The following is a 16824-nucleotide window of genomic DNA, read 5'->3' on the forward strand; positions in this document are numbered from 1 at the left end:
CCCGCGCTTTGTCCAGGACCGGACCGCAAGAGGAGATGTTGAGCAGTGAGTGTTGAGGTCGTCGTCACCGGCATCGGGGCAACCACCCCGCTCGGCGGAGACGCCGCGTCCACCTGGGACGCGATGCTGGCCGGCAAGTCCGGTGTCTCGGCGCTGACCCAGGACTGGGCCGCCCAGCTCACCGTCCGGATCGCCGCCCAGCTCGCCGTCGAGCCGACCGAGAAGATCGACCGCGTCCAGGCCCGCCGCCTGGACCGCTCGGAGATGACCGCGATCATCGCCGCGCGCGAGGCGTGGGCCGATGCTGGGGCGCCCGAGGTCGAGAAGGAGCGGCTCGCGGTCAGTGTCGGCACCGGCATCGGCGGCGCGCAGACCCTGCTCAACCAGGACGACATCCTGGAGGCCAGCGGCCCCCGCAAGGTGTCGCCGCACACCGTGCCGATGCTCATGCCCAACGGGCCCGCCGCCTGGGTCGGCCTGGAGCTGGGCGCGCAGGCCGGCGTGCACTGCGTCGCGAGTGCCTGCGCCACCGGCGCCGAGGCCATCGCGCACGCGCTCGACCTGATCCGGCTGGGCCGGGCCGACGTGGTCGTCGCCGGCGGTACCGAGGCCGTGATCCACCCGCTGCCGATCGCCGGCTTCGCCTCGATGCGCGCCATGTCGATCCGCAACGACGACCCCGAGGCCGCCTCCCGCCCGTGGGACAAGGGCCGCGACGGCTTCGTCCTCGGCGAGGGCGCCGGCATCATCGTCCTGGAGCGGGCCGACCACGCCCGCGCCCGCGGCGCCCGCATCTACGCCCGGCTCGCCGGGGCCGGCCTCACCTCCGACGGCTACGACATCGTCCAGCCGCACCCGGAGGGCGCCGGCGCGGTCCGCGCGATCGACTTCGCGCTCCGCGACGCGGGCATCGCCAAGTCCGACGTCGTGCACGTCAACGCCCACGCGACGTCGACCCCGGTCGGCGACCTGGCCGAGATCAAGGCCCTGCACCGCGCGCTCGGCGACCACCCGATCCTCACCTCGACCAAGTCGATGACCGGCCACCTGCTCGGCGCGGCCGGCGCGGTGGAGTCGATCGCGACGATCCTGGCGATCTACCACGGCGTGGTGCCGCCCACCATCAACCTCGACGAGCCGGACGACGAGCTCGACCTCGAGGTCGCCGCCCACAAGGCCCGCCACCTCGACATCCCGGCGGCCCTGAACAACTCGTTCGGCTTCGGCGGCCACAACGCGGCCCTGGTGTTCGCCCGCGCCTAGGAGGTCCGCGTGGTCGCCGTGGAAGGCCGCCTGGACGCTCTGCTGGACCGGGGCAGCCTGCAGCTGCTCCACCCGCACGACGACTCGGGCGTGCTCGGCGGCCGCGGCTCGGTCGGTGGCGTGCCCGTCATCGCGTACGCCACCGATCCCACGCGCCTGGCCGGCGCCCTCGGCGACGAGGGCTGCCGGCACATCGTCGACGCGATCGACGCGGCGGTCCGCGAGCGCCGGCCGGTCCTGGGCCTGTGGCACTCGGCCGGCGCCCGCCTGGCCGAGGGCATGGCGGCCCTCGACGCGGTCGGCCAGGTCTTCGCCGCGACGGTCCGCGCCTCCGGCCGGGTGCCCCAGGTCTCGGTGGTGCTCGGCCCGGCGGCCGGCGGCGCGGCCTACGCCCCCTCCCTGACCGACGTCGTGGTCATGAGCGAGGCGGGCCGCATCTTCGCGACCGGGCCGGACGTGGCCGGCGGCTCGGGCCGCTCCGATCTGGCCCACCTGACCGCGCCGGACGAGGCCGGCGCGCTCGCCGCGGCCCGCACGGTGACCGCGCTGCTGGGCCGGCCGAGCCGGATCAGCCTCGACGACGTGGCCGACCGGGACGACCTGGCCGCGCTGCTGCCGCCCTCCCCCGCCACCCCGTACGACGTCCGCCCCCTCGTCGACGCGGTCCTCGACGCGCCGGGCGTGGAGCTGCACGCCCGGTGGGCGACGAACGTCGTCACGGCCCTGGGCCGGCTCGGCGGCCGCACGATCGGCGTCGTCGCCAACAACCCGCAGCGCCTGGGCGGCTCCCTGGACGCCCTGGCCGCCGAGAAGGCGGCCCGCTTCGTGCGCACCTGCGACGCGCTGGGCCTGCCGCTCGTGGTACTGGTGGATGCCCCGGGTCACCTGCCGGGCCTCGGCGAGGAGTGGGACGGGGTGGTGCCCCGGTGCGCCAAGCTGCTGCATGCCTTTGCCGAGGCGGTGGTACCGAGGGTGACGCTCGTGACCCGCCGCGCCTACGGCGGCGCGTACCTGGCGATGAACTCCCGCTCGCTCGGCGCGACGGCGGTCTTCGCCTGGCCGGACGCCGAGGTGGCGGTCACGGGCGCGAGCGGCGCGGTGAACGTCCTGCACCGCCGCCGGCTGGCCGAGGCGCCCGCCGCCGAGCGCGACGAGCTGCACGCCCGGCTGGTCAAGGAGCAGGCGGAGGCCGCGGGCGGCCTGCACCGGGCCCTGGAGATCGGCGTCATCGACGAGGTGCTGGAGCCGGCCCGGACCCGCCGCCGCCTGGCCGCGGCGCTGGCGGGCGCCCCGCCGGCCCGGGGCGCCCACAGCAACATCCCCCTCTGACGGGTCAGCCGAGCAGCGTGGCCGCCAGGCTCAGCAGGCCGCCGAGCGCGAACAGCGGGCCCAGCACCAGGGCGACGCCCTGGAGCAGGGTCGCCGCGCCCTGAAGGCCCTCCAGGTGCGCCTTGTACGGCTCGTGCGGGTCGTACAGCACCACCACCGGCCGGCCCGGCCGGAACCGGGGCGGGTTCGTGCCGACCGTCTCCGTCGCCTGCATCGGATGTCCCTCGCGGGTGTGGTAATTGAAGACGGGCATGGCGACCTGGTTCGACCCCACGTACGACCACTTCAGGTCGACGACCATGCCCATGACGCGGACCGCCCGGGACTTGAACTCACGGCCCTTCCGCATGGCCTTGATCACATTGAACGTCACGCTTATACCGACGATCACCGGGATGATCGAGAGAAGGCTCCACATCGTCACATGATGGAGATCATCCGGCAAAACGCCCGTCCATCAATCGACCGGGCAACTGTCGGAAATCCGGGCTAACCCGGGCAACCAACCCGGGCCGGCAGGCCCTGGACCGGGACCGGGGAGCTGCCCTTCGCCCGCGCCTTGCCGAGCAGCACGTCGGCCAGGGCCTGCATCGAGGCGCGCGAGCCCGAGTAGGTGGCGACCAGGTGGCCCTTGGCCGAGCGCAGGACATACGGGGTGTCGAGCGCGACCGTCACCGCCGCCGACGGGGACAGGTCGGAGCTGCCCTTGCCGTAGCCGAGCAGCCGGACCTCCGATCCGCCGGTCGCGACCACCTCCGCCCCGGCCGCCTTCAGCGCCTCCTCCAGCCAGCCGCGGGCCGTGTCGCTGCCCGCGCTGGTGATCCGGATCGGGCCGGTGACGAGGGGGCCGTCGCACGGGCCGCGCAGGAGCGTCACGCCGGCGGCCGCGGCGGCGCGGGCCGCTGCCTTGCCGGCAGCGCCGTCGACGACGTCCATCCCCGGCCGCGCGACCGCGGCCAGGCGGAACTTCAGCGTCAGGATGCGCGTGGCCGCCTCGACCAGGCGCGACTTCGGCAGCCGGCCCGAGCGCAGCGCGTCGGTCAGGCCCTTGTGCACCGCCGTCAGGTTCGGCGGCATGAGCAGCAGGTCGTTGCCGGCCAGGATCGCCCGTACCGCCGCCTCACCCGCCGGCCACTGCTCGGCCGGCTCCATGTTGAGTGCGTCGGTGACCACGACCCCGCTGTACCCCAGCTTCGTCCGCAGCAGGTCGATGAGCACCTTGCTGGAGAAGGAGGCCGGCACCCCGGGGTCGACGGCCTTCACGTCGAGGTGGCCGGACATGACCAGGCCCACGCCGGCCTCGGCGGCCGCGATGAACGGCGGCAGGTCGCCGCTCTCCAGCGCGGACCGGTCCTGGTTGAGCACGGGCAGGCTGCTGTGACTGTCGACCGTCGTGTGGCCGTGGCCCGGGAAGTGCTTCACGGTGGCCGCGACCCCGGCCGCCTGCAGACCGCGCACCGCGGCCGCGACCTGGGCGGCGACCAGCTGCGGGTCGCTGCCGAACGAGCGGGAGCCGATGACCCCGCCGGGCTGGGTGCCGAGGACGTCGGCGTCGGGGGCGAAGTCGACGTTGACCCCGAGCGCGGCCAGCTCGGCGCCGGCCGCCTTCCAGGCCGCCTCGGTCACCGCCGGGTCGCCGCCGGCGCCGAGGGCCATCACGCTGGGCAGCTGGACCATGCCCTCCTTGATCCGGGTGACCTGGCCGTACTCCTGGTCGGTGCCGATCAGCAGCGGCACCGCGGCCGGCAGGCCGAGCGCCGCCGCCTGCAGGCCGCCGGTGAGCTTGGCGACCTGGGCCGGCGACTCGACGTTCGTCGTGCGGTTGGTGCCGGCCGTGGGGTCGTCGGCGCTGCTGGACACCAGGATGATGCCGCCGAGCCGGTACTTCTTCACGATCTCGGCCGGCGTCGCCGCCCCGGCGTACTGCTTGTTGGCCGACGCCGAGCCGGACGACACCTTGTCGGCGTCGTTGCCGTACGCATACGGCATCAGCACCTGGCCGATGAGCTCCTCGTCGCTGAGCCGGGCGGCGAGCTCGGCGCCCTGCCTGGCCGGGTCGCCGCCGGGCTGCACGGCGGAGCGGGTCGGGCCGCCGGACGGCCGGGGCGGCTCGGCCGCCCCGCCGGAGCACCCGCTGAGCAGCACGGCGAGCGCCGTGGAGGCGATCAGGGCAGGGCGGCGACGGTTCGGCACACGAGCAACTCAATCACGCAAGAGCAACTTGCAGGAACTCACCCGACCCGGGTGAGGAGGGTCAGCGGTACGCCGTCGCCGGCGTGGCGGTAGGGCTCGAGCTCCGCGTCCCACGGCCCACCCAGGGCCTTCTCCAGCGCGTGGGCGAGCGTCTCGTACCCGCGCCCGCTCGCGACGAGGCTGCGGAGTCGGTCTTCGGACAGCACGATGTCGCCGTTGGCGCTCGTCGAGCCGCGGAACAGCCCGCGGCCGGGCACGTGCATGAACCGCTCCCCGTCGACGCCGGGGCTGGGCTCCTCGGTGACCTCGAACCGGATCATGGGCCACTGCCGGAGGGCGGCCGCCAGTTCGGCGCCGGTTCCGGTGGCTCCGGTCCACGAGCACTGCGCCCGCCGGGCCGTGGGCTCGACAGGCTGCACCGACCACTCGAGACGAACGGGCGCGCCGAGGACGCGAGCGATCGCCCACTCGACGTGTGAGGACACGGCGAGCGGAGTCGAGTGAACATATATGACGCCACGCGTGGGCACGAATGACCTCCCGGAGACGAGGTGCGTCTTCCCCTACGACCTCGTGTCCGATGGGTCAAGCCCGGGCAGCGACCTAGCTGTTGGGACCAATGATGACGATGTTGCTGGCGGTGCGCTAGAGAACGCCGAACTTCGGCATTACGAATTGTCCAACGGCTGGACGGCCCCGGAGGTTACCGGTCGGCAGGTGTTACAGTTTTGGTCGTCTCTGCACGTCAAGCCTCGACAAGGAGTTACCCGCCGTGGCGAGCAACACCTCAAAGACCGCGCGGGCCTCAGTCCGCGCAGGTCAGGCCGGAGCATCCGGTGCCCTGAGCGTCCTCGGTGAGTTCAAGTACCTCATCCCGCTCAACAAGGGCAAGCACGTCTACGTGCGCAACCTGACCAACGGCAAGACCAGCCACCTCAGCACCACTTCCGACGCCTTCGTCGAGGAGATCCGGGTGCTGGCCGGCGCCGGTCACGCCGCCAAGATCCGCGCCGAGCTCCAGGCGTTCGCCGCCACGGAGCCCAGCCACGGCTGGGACGCGACCGAGAAGCGCCTCGTCGAGGCGGGCGTGCTCGAGGCCTGAGCCTCCACGCTGACGTCAGGCCGCCGGGACCGGGTCCCGGCGGCCTGACTGCGTATACCGGAAACACCCTCGAAATACATCCGACCTTGGTGGGGGGGTACTTCGAGATACTTCCGGGTAACAATTGACCATGGGTACCGTCGTCACCCCGGCCGTGAGGCTCAAGGACGGCGCCCGCCTGTACAGCGTGCTCCACCCACCGGCGCCCCAGCCGTCCCCCACGGCCCCGCCGCCCGTCACGGTGGTCCTCCTGCACGGATGGACGCTCGACAACCGCCTCTGGCAACAGCAGATCGCCGACCTGCCTGACCGGCTCGGCGCTCCTGTCCGGCTGATCGCATTCGACCTTCGCGGCCACGGCCGCTCGTCCGCCACCCGCGGCGCGGACGCCACGCTCGAACAGCTCGGCGACGATCTCGCCGAGGTCGTCGAGCAGCTCGTCCCCGAGGGCCCGATCGTCCTGGTCGGCCACTCGCTGGGCGGGATGGCCATCATGGAGTACGCGCACCGCCACGCGGCCGGCTTCGCCGCCCGGGTGGTCGGGGTCGTGCTCGTCTCGACCTCCGCCGAGGGCTCCTCGCGCACCAGCTACGGCCTCAGCCCGCGGCTCGCCCGGGTCATGCGCGTGCTGGAGATGCAGGGCGCCGGCCTGCTGGCCCGTTCGGGGGCCTGGCGGCCGCACCGGCGGCTGATGCCGCTGCTCGCCCCCGGCGTGCGCTGGCTGGTCTTCGGGCACCGGGTCGACACCAGCTGGGTCGCGCTGACCGCCTCGATGGTGGGCAACGCCCGGCTGTGCGCGATCGGTGGCTTCCGTCCGGCGGTCGACCTGCACCACCGCGTCGAGACGCTGGCCGCGATGCGCGGCCTGCCGGCGGCGGTGCTGGTGGGCTCGGCGGACCGGCTGACCCCGGTGGCCTGCGCCGACACGATCGCCCGCGAGCTGCCCGGCGCCGAGCTGGTCGTCTGCGCGGACGCCGGGCACATGCTGCCGATCGAGCGCCCGGACTCCGTCACCGACGCGATCGTGTCGGTGATCAGGCGAGCCGCACCCCGCCGTTCACCGGGGAAGCTCAAGGCGCACGCCCGGAAGCTCGTGCAGAAAATCCGGGCCTAGCGCCTGGGCCGGGGTGTACGCCCCGGGCGGGACCCGGCCGTCGCGGATCCGCCGGACCGCGCGCAGTGTCGCCTCGGCCGTCAGCGCGTACGCGTTCGGGCCGGTCAGGGTGGCCGAGTGAGGCACGCCGGTGCTGTCGCGCACCTCGGCCCACACCTCGCAGCCGGTGCCGGTCCGGGTCCGCTCCGACGGCCCGCCCCGGCGCACCAGCGCCTGGAGGAGGCGGCGCAGCGGTCCGAAGCGCAGCGCACCGACCAGCGGCGAACCGGCACCCCGCGGCAGGGCGGTGTACACCGTGATGTCCGCGATGCCGGTGGAGTGGTACGCGGTGACGAGGTCGCCCCAGCGCGTGGCGCCGACCCGGCGCGTCCCCGACGGGAACGGCACCTCGCGCGCCGGCGTGCCGTGCGGGGTCGCCACCAGGCGGCCGCCGATCCGGCGCAGGCCGCCGGACGCGGCCTCGCCGAGGGCGGTGCGCGCGGTACCGCGGCTCAGCCCGCCCGGCGCGTGGAAGGCCAGCTCCAGCGACACGGCGTCGGGCACCCGGGCGACCAGGGCTGCGGCCAGGCAGTCGGTCGGCACGACGTCGAAGCCGGCGCCGGTGAGCAGCACCACACCGGCCGCCCGGGCCGTGACGTCCTGCTGGAGCATCCAATCCAGGACATCCAGCTCCCCGGTGATGTCAAGATAGTTGACACCCGCCGCGACGCAGGCCGTGACCAGCGGCGCTGCGGTCTCGGCGAACGGGCCGGCGCAGTTGGCGACCGTGTCGACGCCGTCCAGCGGCACGGTGGCGGCGTCGCCTGTCCGATACGGCAGGTCCAGCGCGGCGGCGAGAGGCGCCACACTGGACGGGGAACGGCCGGCGAGCACGGGTCGCTCCCCCAGATCGGCCGCGAGCCGGGCGAGCAGTTCTCCGCTGTACCCGTTCGCGCCGTACACCATCCATGTCACGCTCACCACGGTATGAGAGGGTTGCTTCGTGCATCACATCGAGGAGTGGATGGGCACGCTCCCCGCGATCTGGATCTACCTGCTGGTCGGTGGCGTCATCGGCATCGAGAGCATGGGCATCCCGGTCCCGGGCGAGATCACCCTCGTCACCGCCTCGCTGCTGTCGGTGACGACCTCGATCAGCCCGTGGCTGGTCGCCAGCGCGGCGTCCGCGGGGGCGATCATCGGCGACTCCCTGGGGTATTACATCGGCCGCCGCGGCGGCCGACGGCTCCTGGAGCGCTTCGGCCGGCGGTTCCCCAAGCACTTCGGCCCCGAGCACCTCGCGAAGGCCGAACGGGCCTTCCAGCGCTGGGGCGTGTGGGCGGTGTTCTTCGGCCGGTTCATCGCGCTGCTGCGCATCCTGGCCGGGCCGCTCGCCGGCGCCCTGCACGTGCCCTACGGCAAGTTCCTGGCGGCCAATGCCCTCGGCGGCCTGACCTGGGCGTTCGGCACCGTGTTCGCCATCTACTCGGTCGGCCGGGTGGCGGAGAAGTGGCTGAAGGACTTCTCCTGGATCGCGCTCGCCGTCGCCGTCGTGGCCGGCCTGGTCACCACGGTCTACCTGCGCCGCAAGGCGGCCTCCGAGGCCCGCGCCCTGGCCGCCGAGGCGGAGAGGGAGCCCGCGGCCACGCCGTGACCGCCGCTCTCCCCGGGCACGAGTAAGCTTTCGGGGTTGTTTTTCCGCAGGCGGCAGGAGTAGGGCGTTGAGCGACGCGGTTCGCGAGTCGGAGATCGCCGCCGAGCAGGCATACCTCGACCGGGTCTACGTCCGGCTCGACCAGCTGCGCATCTCCGCCGCCGAGGTGGAGAAGGCCGGCTACAGCCTGGCTCGGGTCGGCAACTTCGGTGCGCTCGTGGAGCGGGACGCGATGGTGTACCACGCCGCCCGCCGCCGCCGGGCACTGGAGAGCGAGCACGACGGCCTCGTCTTCGGCCGGCTCGACCTGGGCCCCGACGGGGTGTCGGGCGCCGACGCGGCGGCCGTCGCGCCCGAGGTGCCGGGTGGCGAGGTGCGCTACGTCGGGCGCCTCGGACTGCGCGACGAGGCGTACGAGTCGCTGGTCGTGGACTGGCGCGCCCCCGCGGCGGCGCCGTTCTACCGCGCCACCCCCACCGACCGGATGGGCGTGATCCGCCGCCGGAGCATCCGCAGTACCGGCGAGAAGGTCGTCAGCATCGAGGACGACCTCCTCGACCCCGCCGCCGCCCCGGAGTCGATGGCCGTGATCGGGGACGGCGCCCTGCTCGCGAACCTGTCCCGGGCCACCGGCCGGGGCATGAAGGACATCGTCGCCACCATCCAGCGCGAGCAGGACGACGCGATCCGCTCCCCCGCGTCCGGCGTGACGATCGTCCGCGGCGGCCCGGGCACCGGCAAGACCGCGGTGGCGCTGCACCGCGCCGCCTACCTGCTGTACGCCGACCGCAACCGCTACGAGTCCGGCGGCGTGCTGGTCGTGGGCCCGTCGGACGTCTTCGTCGGGTACGTGTCGCGCGTGCTCCCGTCGCTCGGCGAGGACACGGCGTCGCTGCGCTCGCTGGGCCAGCTGGTCGAGGGCGTCCAGGCCACCCGGCACGAGCCGCCGGAGGTCGCCGCGGTGAAGGGCTCGCTGCGCATGCAGCGGGTCCTCGGCCGCGCGGCCCGCGGTCCCGTGCCCGACTCCCCCGGCCGCATCCGGATCCTGTACCGCGGCGAGCTGCTGAACCTCGACAAGCCCGCCCTGGACGAGCTGCGCCGCACCGTGCTGAACCTCGGCGTCAAGCGCAACGCCGCCCGCGCCAAGGCCGCCGGCCACGTGCTCGACGCGCTCTGGCGGCAGAGCGTCGAGCTGCTGCCGTCGGGCCGGCAGCAGAAGCGCGAGGAGTTCGCCCCGGACATCGCCGAGCGCCCCGAGTTCATCCAGTTCATGCGCGGCTGGTGGCCGGTCCTGCGCCCGGCCGAGGTGCTCGGCTGGCTGGCCGACCGGCACCGCCTCTCGCGCTGGGCCAACGGTGTGCTGAGCAACAGGGAGATCGGCATCCTGGCCTCGTCGGTCTCGGTGGACGACCTGTCCGTCGAGGACATCGCGCTGCTCGACGAGCTGCACGAGCTGCTCGGCGACCCGCCGGCCCGCAAGCGCCCGCCCCGCGACCCGTTCCAGGTCGCCGAGGGCGTGCGCGAGGTGACCACGTACGCGGACCGGATGGCGGCCGCCCGCGCCCAGGCGGTCGAGCGCCCGACCGACTACCGCGACTACGCGCACATCATCGTCGACGAGTCGCAGGACGTCTCGCCGATGCAGTGGCGCATGATCGGCCGCCGCGGCCCGCACGCCACCTGGACGATCGTCGGTGACCCGGCCCAGGCGGCGTGGGCCGACGCGGCCGAGTCGGACCGCGCGATGGACGGCGCGGTGGGCACCCGGCGCCGCTCGGCCTTCACGCTGACCACCAACTACCGCAACTCGGCGGAGATCTTCGAGGTCGCCGCCCGGGTGATCCGCCGGGCCCAGCCGGACATCGGGCTGCCCACGGCGGTCCGCTCCTCCGGAGTGGCCCCGGTCGAGCGGGTGGTGGCGCCGGAGGAGCTGGAGTCCGCGGTCCGCGCGGCGGCCCAGTCGCTGCTGGAGCAGGTCGAGGGCACGGTGGGCGTGATCACCCCGACGCTGCGCCGCGACGAGGTGGCGAAGTGGGTCGCGGACCTGGCGCCGGACCGCTTGCAGACGGTGGGCGCACTGGACTCGAAGGGTATGGAGTACGACGGCGTCCTGGTGGTGGAGCCGGCCGACATCCGCGAGGAGGCGGAGACGGGCTTCCGCACGCTCTACGTGGCCCTGTCCCGGGCCACGCAACGCCTGACAACCCTGGGCACCCGCGACTACTGAGGCGCCACCGTGATCGATGGCGCGTGACGGCTGCGACGGCAACCAGAACGCGCCATCGATCACGCTTACCACGGCTCACAGCCCTCTCCACGCCTCTCCACGCGGCGAGGACCGCCTCCATGATCGTGGGAAGGATCTGGCTGTCATAGCGCCCAGATGTTTCCCACGATCATGAGAGCCCCGCGCAGCGACTCCCGCACCCTGCCTCCGGCGATCCGCACTCACCACGCGCTCCGCACTCGCACCTTTCGCGCCGCGCTCCTCGCCTGCGGCCCATGAGGCCCAGCGCCCCACCGAGGACGGTACGGCGGGAGAAGTTCATCGCGTCCTCCTCACAGAACCAAACGAGAACCTCCAGAACCGCGACATTGGCCCATGAAAAGTTCAGCGTCAGTGGATCAGGCGCCTTGGTCAGCCATGATTTGCGTAGATCGATGTGGTTCACGGCGAAACACGATCGACACATATCAGTAACGAAGCAGACGCAAGCCAGAGAGGGGTCACATAGATCGCTGTTCGAGTTTGTTGACTTCTGGTCGGCTAGGTTCGAAGCTGTACGCCATGCGAGCGCGCCCAGACTTCGACCGGGTCGGCGGGGTGCACACCCGCCCCCGCGACGTAACGTCTGCGGTGGTATCCGAAACGGCGAAGGGAACGGCGTGATGCTCGCACAGCAACGTCAGGCGGCCATTCTCGACCTGGTGCGCCGCCACGGCGGCGTGCGCGTGAGCCAGCTGGTCCGCCAGTTCGGCGTCTCGGACATGACGATCCGGCGCGACCTGGAAGCGCTCGCCGACCGCGGCCTGGTCGACAAGGTGCACGGCGGCGCCACCATCGCGGGCCCCGGCTCGACCGAGGAGCCCGGCTTCGACGCGAAGTCGGTCCGCCAGCGCAACGAGAAGGCGGCGATCGCCGAGCGGGCCGCCAAGCTCATCGAGCCGCACACCGCGGTCGCCCTGTCCGCCGGCACCACGACCGCCGCGCTGGCCGCGCACCTCGTCGACGTGCCCGGCCTGACGGTCGTCACCAACTCGATCCCGGTGGCCGACACGCTGTACCACGCCGGCCGCCCCGACCAGACCGTGGTGCTCACCGGCGGCATCCGCACCCCCTCCGACGCCCTGGCCGGCCCGGTGGCGGAGGCCGCGATCGGCTCGCTCAACGTCGACGTGCTGTTCCTCGGCGTGCACGGGATGAGCCCGCGCACCGGCTTCACCACTCCGAACCTCATGGAGGCGGGCACCAACCGCCTGCTCGTCGCCGCCGCCCGGCGCCTGGTCGTCCTGGCCGACCACACCAAGTGGGAGATGGTCGGCATCGCCACCATCACCCCGCTCGACGAGGCGGACATCCTCATCACCGACGTGGGGCTGGCCGCCGAGGCGCGGGTCCAGCTCGCCGAGCGCGTCGGGGAGCTCATCGTCGTGGATCCGAACGACTAGCAAGGACCTCTGGAGAACGAGTGAAGCGTACGGTCACCCACCTCGCCGACGGCCGGGAACTCATCTACTTCGACGAGCGCGACGACGCGTCCCGCGACGCCGTCGACCAGCGGGAGCTGCCCCCGCCGCCGCCCGCGTCGGAGATGCGGCACGACCCGATCCTCGACGAGTGGGTGGCGATCGCCACGCACCGGCAGACCCGCATCTACAAGCCGCCGTCCGATGAGTGCCCGCTGTGCCCGTCGACGCCGCAGTGGCAGAGCGAGATCCCGGCGCCGGAGTACGACGTGGTCGTCTTCGAGAACCGGTTCCCGTCGTTCAGCCACCGGATCGGCCCGGCCCAGGGCGACGTGCTGCCCGGGTCATGGCTGGGTGATGTGCCGGCCCGGGGCGCGGCCGGGCGGTGCGAGGTCGTCTGCTTCACGTCCGACCACAGCGCCTCGTTCTCGTCGCTGTCCGAGGAGCGGGTGCGCACGGTCATGGAGGCGTGGGCCGACCGGACCGCCGAGCTGGCCACCCGCGACGACGTCGAGCAGGTGTTCTGCTTCGAGAACCGGGGCGAGGAGATCGGCGTCACGCTGAGCCACCCGCACGGCCAGATCTACGCGTACCCGTTCGTTACCCCGCGCACCCGCCGCATGCTCGAGTCGGCCCGGCGGTACACCCGGGGCAACCTCTTCGCCGACGTGCTGGCGGCCGAGCAGGCCGACGGGCGCCGGCTCGTGGCGGAGAACGGCCTCTGGACCGCATTCGTCCCGGCCACCGCGCGCTGGCCGTTCGAGATCCACCTGTACCCCAGGCGCCGGACCCCCGACATCCCCTCGCTGACGACCGCCGAGCGGGACGCGTTCGGCCCGCTGTACCTGGAGGTCCTGCGCCGCCTCGACGGGATGTTCGGCCTGCCGATGCCGTACATCGCCGCCTGGCACCAGGCGCCGGTCCGCGCCGACCGGGACCTGGCCTACCTGCACCTGCAGGTGTTCAGCACGCGGCGGGCGCCGGGCAAGCTGAAGTACCTCGCCGGATCCGAGTCCGGCATGGGCGTGTTCGTCAACGACGTGCGGCCCGAGCAGGCCGCCGAGATGCTGCGGGGAGTCATGCTGTGACAGCCGGATCCCGGCTGCCGGAGGGCAGCTACGACGCGGTGTGGGCCAGCCCGGGCCGGGTCAACCTCATCGGCGAGCACACCGACTACAACGACGGCTTCGTCCTGCCGTTCGCGCTGCCGCACAGCACGGTGGTGGCGGCCCGGCGGCGCGCGGAGCCCGGCTGGACGGTCACGTCGGAGCAGACCGGCGAGACCGTCGCCTTCGACGGTGCGGAGCGGGTCGAGGGCTGGGCCGCCTACGTCGCCGGCATCGTCTGGGTGCTGCGGGAGGCCGGCCACGACGTGCCGCCCGCCGACCTGTGGGTGACCTCGGACGTGCCGTTCGGCGCCGGGCTGTCGAGCTCGGCCGCGATCGAGTGCGCGACGATGGCCGCGCTCGTCGACCTGGCCAGGTCGTCGGGCGGTGCGGACCTGCCGATGCAGCTGCGGCCGCGGCTGGCCCAGCGGGCCGAGAACGAGTACGTGGGCGCGCCGACCGGCATCATGGACCAGGCCGCCTCGACGCTGTGCCGGGCCGGGCACGCGCTGTTCCTCGACTGCCGGTCCCTGGCGACCGAGCAGGTCCCGTTCGACGTGGCCGAGGCCGGGCTGGCCGTCCTGGTCATCGACAGCAAGGCCCCGCACGCGCACGTCACCAGCGAGTACGCGGCCCGGCGGCGCTCGTGCGAGGACGCGGCCAAGCTGCTCGGCGTGACCGCGCTGCGCGACGTCGACGTGGCCGGCCTGGACGACGCCCTGGCCCAGCTCGACGACGAGGTGATGCGCCGGCGGGTCCGGCACGTGGTCACCGAGGACCAGCGGGTCCTCGACACGGTGGCGGCGCTGCGGGCGGGGAGCCTCCGCGCGGTCGGCTCGCTCATGACGGCGTCGCACGAGTCGATGCGCGACGACTACGAGATCACCGTGCCGCAGGTCGACACGGCCGTGCGGGTGGCCCTGGAGCACGGCGCGTACGGGGCTCGGATGACCGGCGGCGGCTTCGGCGGGTGCGTGCTCGCCCTGGTCGAGGAGGACGACTGCGCGAGCGTCGCCGCGGCGGTGCGGGAGGCCTTCGCCGCGAACGGCTTCGCGCCTCCCGACACCTTCGTCGTCACGCCCGCGGAGGGGACGCGCCGCGTCAGCCTCAGCAGATGAGTCGCGCGTCGGCCCAGTCGGCGTGGTCGTAGTCGACGCTGCCCGCGCTGCCGACGACCAGCCGCAGGCTCGTGCGCCCGGCCACGCTCACGTCGACCGCCACCGGGCTGCCGGCGGTGACCGTCGGGCTCGTCCAGAGCGTGACGCCGTCGCCGAGGACGCTGAACGTCACGCCCGTCGACGACGTGCCGACCTCGGCGTCGAGCCCGGCCACGGCCGTGAACCGGCTGCACGCGCCGCCGAGCGGCACGGTGACGTCGCTCGCCGCGTGGGCGCCGACGCCCTTCGGGTAGCTGACCCCGCCGACGGTGAGCAGGCTGCCGTCGCCGGCCGGCTGCTCGCCGTTGGAGGCGTCGCGCTCCGCGGGTCCCCAGCCGTTGGTGGCGGTACCCCAGGCGCGGTCGCTGACGAACGAGCCCGCGCCGGTGGTGCCGCAGACCAGCGTCGGCGCGCCCCAGTCGGCGTGGTCGTACTGGATGCCGTTCGCGCGGGCGTCGGTCACCCGCAGCTCCAGGGTCAGGTAGCCGCCGGTCGACACGGTGAGCCGGGTCGGCGCCTGTCCCCCGGTCTTCACGGCGGTGGCACCGAGGAGGCGGCCGTCGCCGTAGACCGCGAAGCGGACCGAGCCGTTGGTGCCCACCTCGCCGTCCACGCCGACCTGTGCGGTGAACGTGCGGCAGGCGCGGCCGAGGTACACGTGGACCGCCGAATCGGCATGCACGCCGATGCCCTTGGCGAACGTGGTGCCGCCGACGCTCAGCGTCCCGCCGTCGCCGGCCGCCTGCTCGCCGTTGGCCCGGTCCCGCTCGGCCGGTCCCCAGCCGTTGCCCGACGCGAGCCACGGCAGGTCGCTCACCTGGAGCGTGCCGGAGGCGGGCGGCGCGGCCAGGGTGCCGGCCCGGGTCACCCGCACCATCGTCACGCCGTGCGCCGGCACGGTGGCCGCGATCGCGCCCGTCGTCGCCGAGGTGCTCCCCGTCCAGAGGTTGCGCACGGTGTACGAGCTGGAGCCGCCGAGCCCGAGGACCGCGGCGGACGTCGACACCGTGGCGACGGCGCCGCCCCGGTTGAACAGCACGGTGGCGACCGAGCCGTCGCTCATCGGCTTCGCCCACACCTCCTGGTCGCCGGCGGCGGCCACCCGCCGGCCCTGCGACCCGGCCCAGTCCTGGTTGACCGCGAGGACGTCGGCGTTGCGCAGGATCGCCAGGGTCGAGGCGCTCACGCTGCGCAGGTCGTTGCCGAGCAGCAGCGGCGACGACAGCAGTGACCAGAGCGAGAAGTGGGCGACGTTCTCGTCGGCGGTGAGCCCGCCGTTGCCGACCTCCAGCATGTCCGGGTCGTTGTAGAAGCCCCTGCGGGCGAAGGTCTCCAGCCCGGCCTGCTGGTCGAGCAGCGAGGTGACGCTGCCCCAGTTGTCGCTGATGTCGCCGGTGGTGCGCCAGTAGCTCCCGCCCACGTCCGGGCCGAACACCCACGGCTCGTCGAGGCCCCAGTTGCAGATGCTGTAGACGATGTGCCGGCCGGTCGCCTTGAGCGCGTCGCCCATCGCCCTGTACCGCTGGACCGCCGGCCGCCCCTGGTTGTTGCAGTTGTCGTACTTGAGCAGGTCGACGCCCCACGACGCCCAGGTCTGCGCGTCGACGGTCTCGTGGTCGAGGCTGGCCGGCAGGCCCTGGCAGGTGGCGGTGCCGGCCGACGAGTAGATGCCGAGCTTGAGCCCGCGGGCGTGGACGTAGTCGGCGAGCGCGGCGATGCCGCCCGGGAACCGGACCGGGTCGGGGCGCAGCCGGCCCTGGGCGTCGCGGGTGCTCGCCATCCAGCAGTCGTCGATGTTGACGTACGTGTAGCCCGAGTCGCGCAGGCCGGTGCTCACCATGGCGTCGGCGGTCGCCCGGATGAGGCTTTCGTCGATGTTGCAGCCGAACCGGTTCCAGCTGTTCCACCCCATGACGGGTGCGGTGATCGGTCCCGGTGCCGGGGTGGCCGCGGCCTGTGACACCCCGGCGGCGCCGGTGACAACGACGATGATGGATGAGAGGGCCACCGTGGCGGCGGCGGCCAGGCGGGCGGTTCGTCGGATCATTGCAGCTCCCTGCGTGCAATAGATCGAACTTGTTGAATATTGTTCTACGCCGCTGTTTGGTCTCGCACAAGCTCCCACACGACGGCACGCAGATCCCTGCTGTGTGACAGTTGGTGTTCGGTTTTGTTTCGGTAGGTGCAGAGTCTTGACAGAAAAAGTTTGAGGATGAGTGAATGCGGTACACCCCAACGCG

14 protein-coding genes are annotated in these 16824 nt (G+C 73.1%); 9 read left to right on the plus strand and 5 right to left on the minus strand.

The window, feature by feature from the left end:
• Window positions 1–45: 45 nt before the first annotated feature.
• Together fabF and ABZS66_RS04320 are read left to right on the plus strand one after the other, a co-directional pair.
• Window positions 46–1263, plus strand: coding sequence for a beta-ketoacyl-ACP synthase II (gene fabF / locus ABZS66_RS04315; protein ID WP_354755002.1), 1218 nt, complete (start codon window positions 46–48; stop codon window positions 1261–1263).
• A gap of 9 nt (window positions 1264–1272) precedes the next feature.
• The gene (locus ABZS66_RS04320; protein WP_354755004.1) at window positions 1273–2592 is read left to right on the plus strand and encodes a carboxyl transferase domain-containing protein; all 1320 of its coding nucleotides are present in this window, start codon (window positions 1273–1275) and stop codon (window positions 2590–2592) included.
• Window positions 2593–2596: 4 nt separating this feature from the next.
• Here the strand turns inward: ABZS66_RS04320 and ABZS66_RS04325 are convergent, their stop codons facing one another.
• The 3 genes from ABZS66_RS04325 to ABZS66_RS04335 form a co-directional block, all read right to left on the minus strand.
• Window positions 2597–3010 carry a DUF3592 domain-containing protein gene (locus ABZS66_RS04325; protein WP_354755006.1) on the minus strand — a complete coding sequence of 138 codons (414 nt, stop codon included), beginning with the start codon at window positions 3008–3010 and terminating at the stop codon, window positions 2597–2599.
• 71 nt (window positions 3011–3081) lie between these two features.
• Window positions 3082–4785 (minus strand): glycoside hydrolase family 3 N-terminal domain-containing protein, encoded by a 1704-nt coding sequence (locus ABZS66_RS04330; protein WP_354755008.1) that lies wholly within the window; start codon window positions 4783–4785, stop codon window positions 3082–3084.
• Between the two features lie 38 nt (window positions 4786–4823).
• Window positions 4824–5315 (minus strand): DUF3145 domain-containing protein, encoded by a 492-nt coding sequence (locus ABZS66_RS04335; protein WP_238006091.1) that lies wholly within the window; start codon window positions 5313–5315, stop codon window positions 4824–4826.
• Window positions 5316–5557: 242 nt separating this feature from the next.
• Here ABZS66_RS04335 and ABZS66_RS04340 point away from each other — a divergent pair, with 242 nt between their 5' ends.
• Together ABZS66_RS04340 and ABZS66_RS04345 are read left to right on the plus strand one after the other, a co-directional pair.
• The gene (locus tag ABZS66_RS04340) at window positions 5558–5887 is read left to right on the plus strand and encodes a hypothetical protein (RefSeq protein ID WP_354755010.1); all 330 of its coding nucleotides are present in this window, start codon (window positions 5558–5560) and stop codon (window positions 5885–5887) included.
• A 130-nt stretch (window positions 5888–6017) separates the two neighbouring features.
• Window positions 6018–7001, plus strand: coding sequence for an alpha/beta hydrolase (locus ABZS66_RS04345; protein WP_354755012.1), 984 nt, complete (start codon window positions 6018–6020; stop codon window positions 6999–7001).
• Here the strand turns inward: ABZS66_RS04345 and ABZS66_RS04350 are convergent.
• Window positions 6945–7955, minus strand: a complete 1011-nt coding sequence (locus ABZS66_RS04350) for a hypothetical protein (RefSeq protein WP_354755014.1) — start codon at window positions 7953–7955, stop codon at window positions 6945–6947. The genes ABZS66_RS04345 and ABZS66_RS04350 overlap by 57 nt on opposite strands.
• Before the next feature lie 28 nt (window positions 7956–7983).
• Here ABZS66_RS04350 and ABZS66_RS04355 point away from each other — a divergent pair, with 28 nt between their 5' ends.
• The 5 genes from ABZS66_RS04355 (at window position 7984) to galK (ending at window position 14545) form a co-directional block, all read left to right on the plus strand.
• Window positions 7984–8634 (plus strand): DedA family protein, encoded by a 651-nt coding sequence (locus tag ABZS66_RS04355; RefSeq protein WP_354755016.1) that lies wholly within the window; start codon window positions 7984–7986, stop codon window positions 8632–8634.
• Between the two features lie 67 nt (window positions 8635–8701).
• On the plus strand, window positions 8702–10861 hold the full coding sequence (locus ABZS66_RS04360) for an ATP-dependent DNA helicase (RefSeq protein WP_354755018.1): 2160 nt from the start codon (window positions 8702–8704) through the stop codon (window positions 10859–10861).
• A gap of 662 nt (window positions 10862–11523) precedes the next feature.
• Complete coding sequence (locus ABZS66_RS04365; RefSeq protein WP_354755020.1) at window positions 11524–12303, plus strand: DeoR/GlpR family DNA-binding transcription regulator; 780 nt, start codon at window positions 11524–11526, stop codon at window positions 12301–12303.
• A gap of 20 nt (window positions 12304–12323) precedes the next feature.
• A complete protein-coding gene (gene galT / locus ABZS66_RS04370) occupies window positions 12324–13409 on the plus strand; it encodes a galactose-1-phosphate uridylyltransferase (protein ID WP_354755022.1) in 1086 nt (361 codons plus the stop codon).
• The gene (gene galK, locus ABZS66_RS04375; RefSeq protein ID WP_354755024.1) at window positions 13406–14545 is read left to right on the plus strand and encodes a galactokinase; all 1140 of its coding nucleotides are present in this window, start codon (window positions 13406–13408) and stop codon (window positions 14543–14545) included. Before galT ends, galK begins: the two co-directional genes overlap by 4 nt.
• Here the strand turns inward: galK and ABZS66_RS04380 are convergent.
• Window positions 14535–16631: an NPCBM/NEW2 domain-containing protein gene (locus tag ABZS66_RS04380; RefSeq protein WP_354755026.1), complete on the minus strand. Its 2097-nt coding sequence runs from the start codon at window positions 16629–16631 to the stop codon at window positions 14535–14537. The two genes, galK and ABZS66_RS04380, sit on opposite strands and share 11 nt — an antisense overlap.
• Window positions 16632–16824 lie beyond the last annotated feature (193 nt).

This window comes from Dactylosporangium sp. NPDC005572, from assembly GCF_040605515.1.
Classification (GTDB): domain Bacteria; phylum Actinomycetota; class Actinomycetes; order Mycobacteriales; family Micromonosporaceae; genus Dactylosporangium.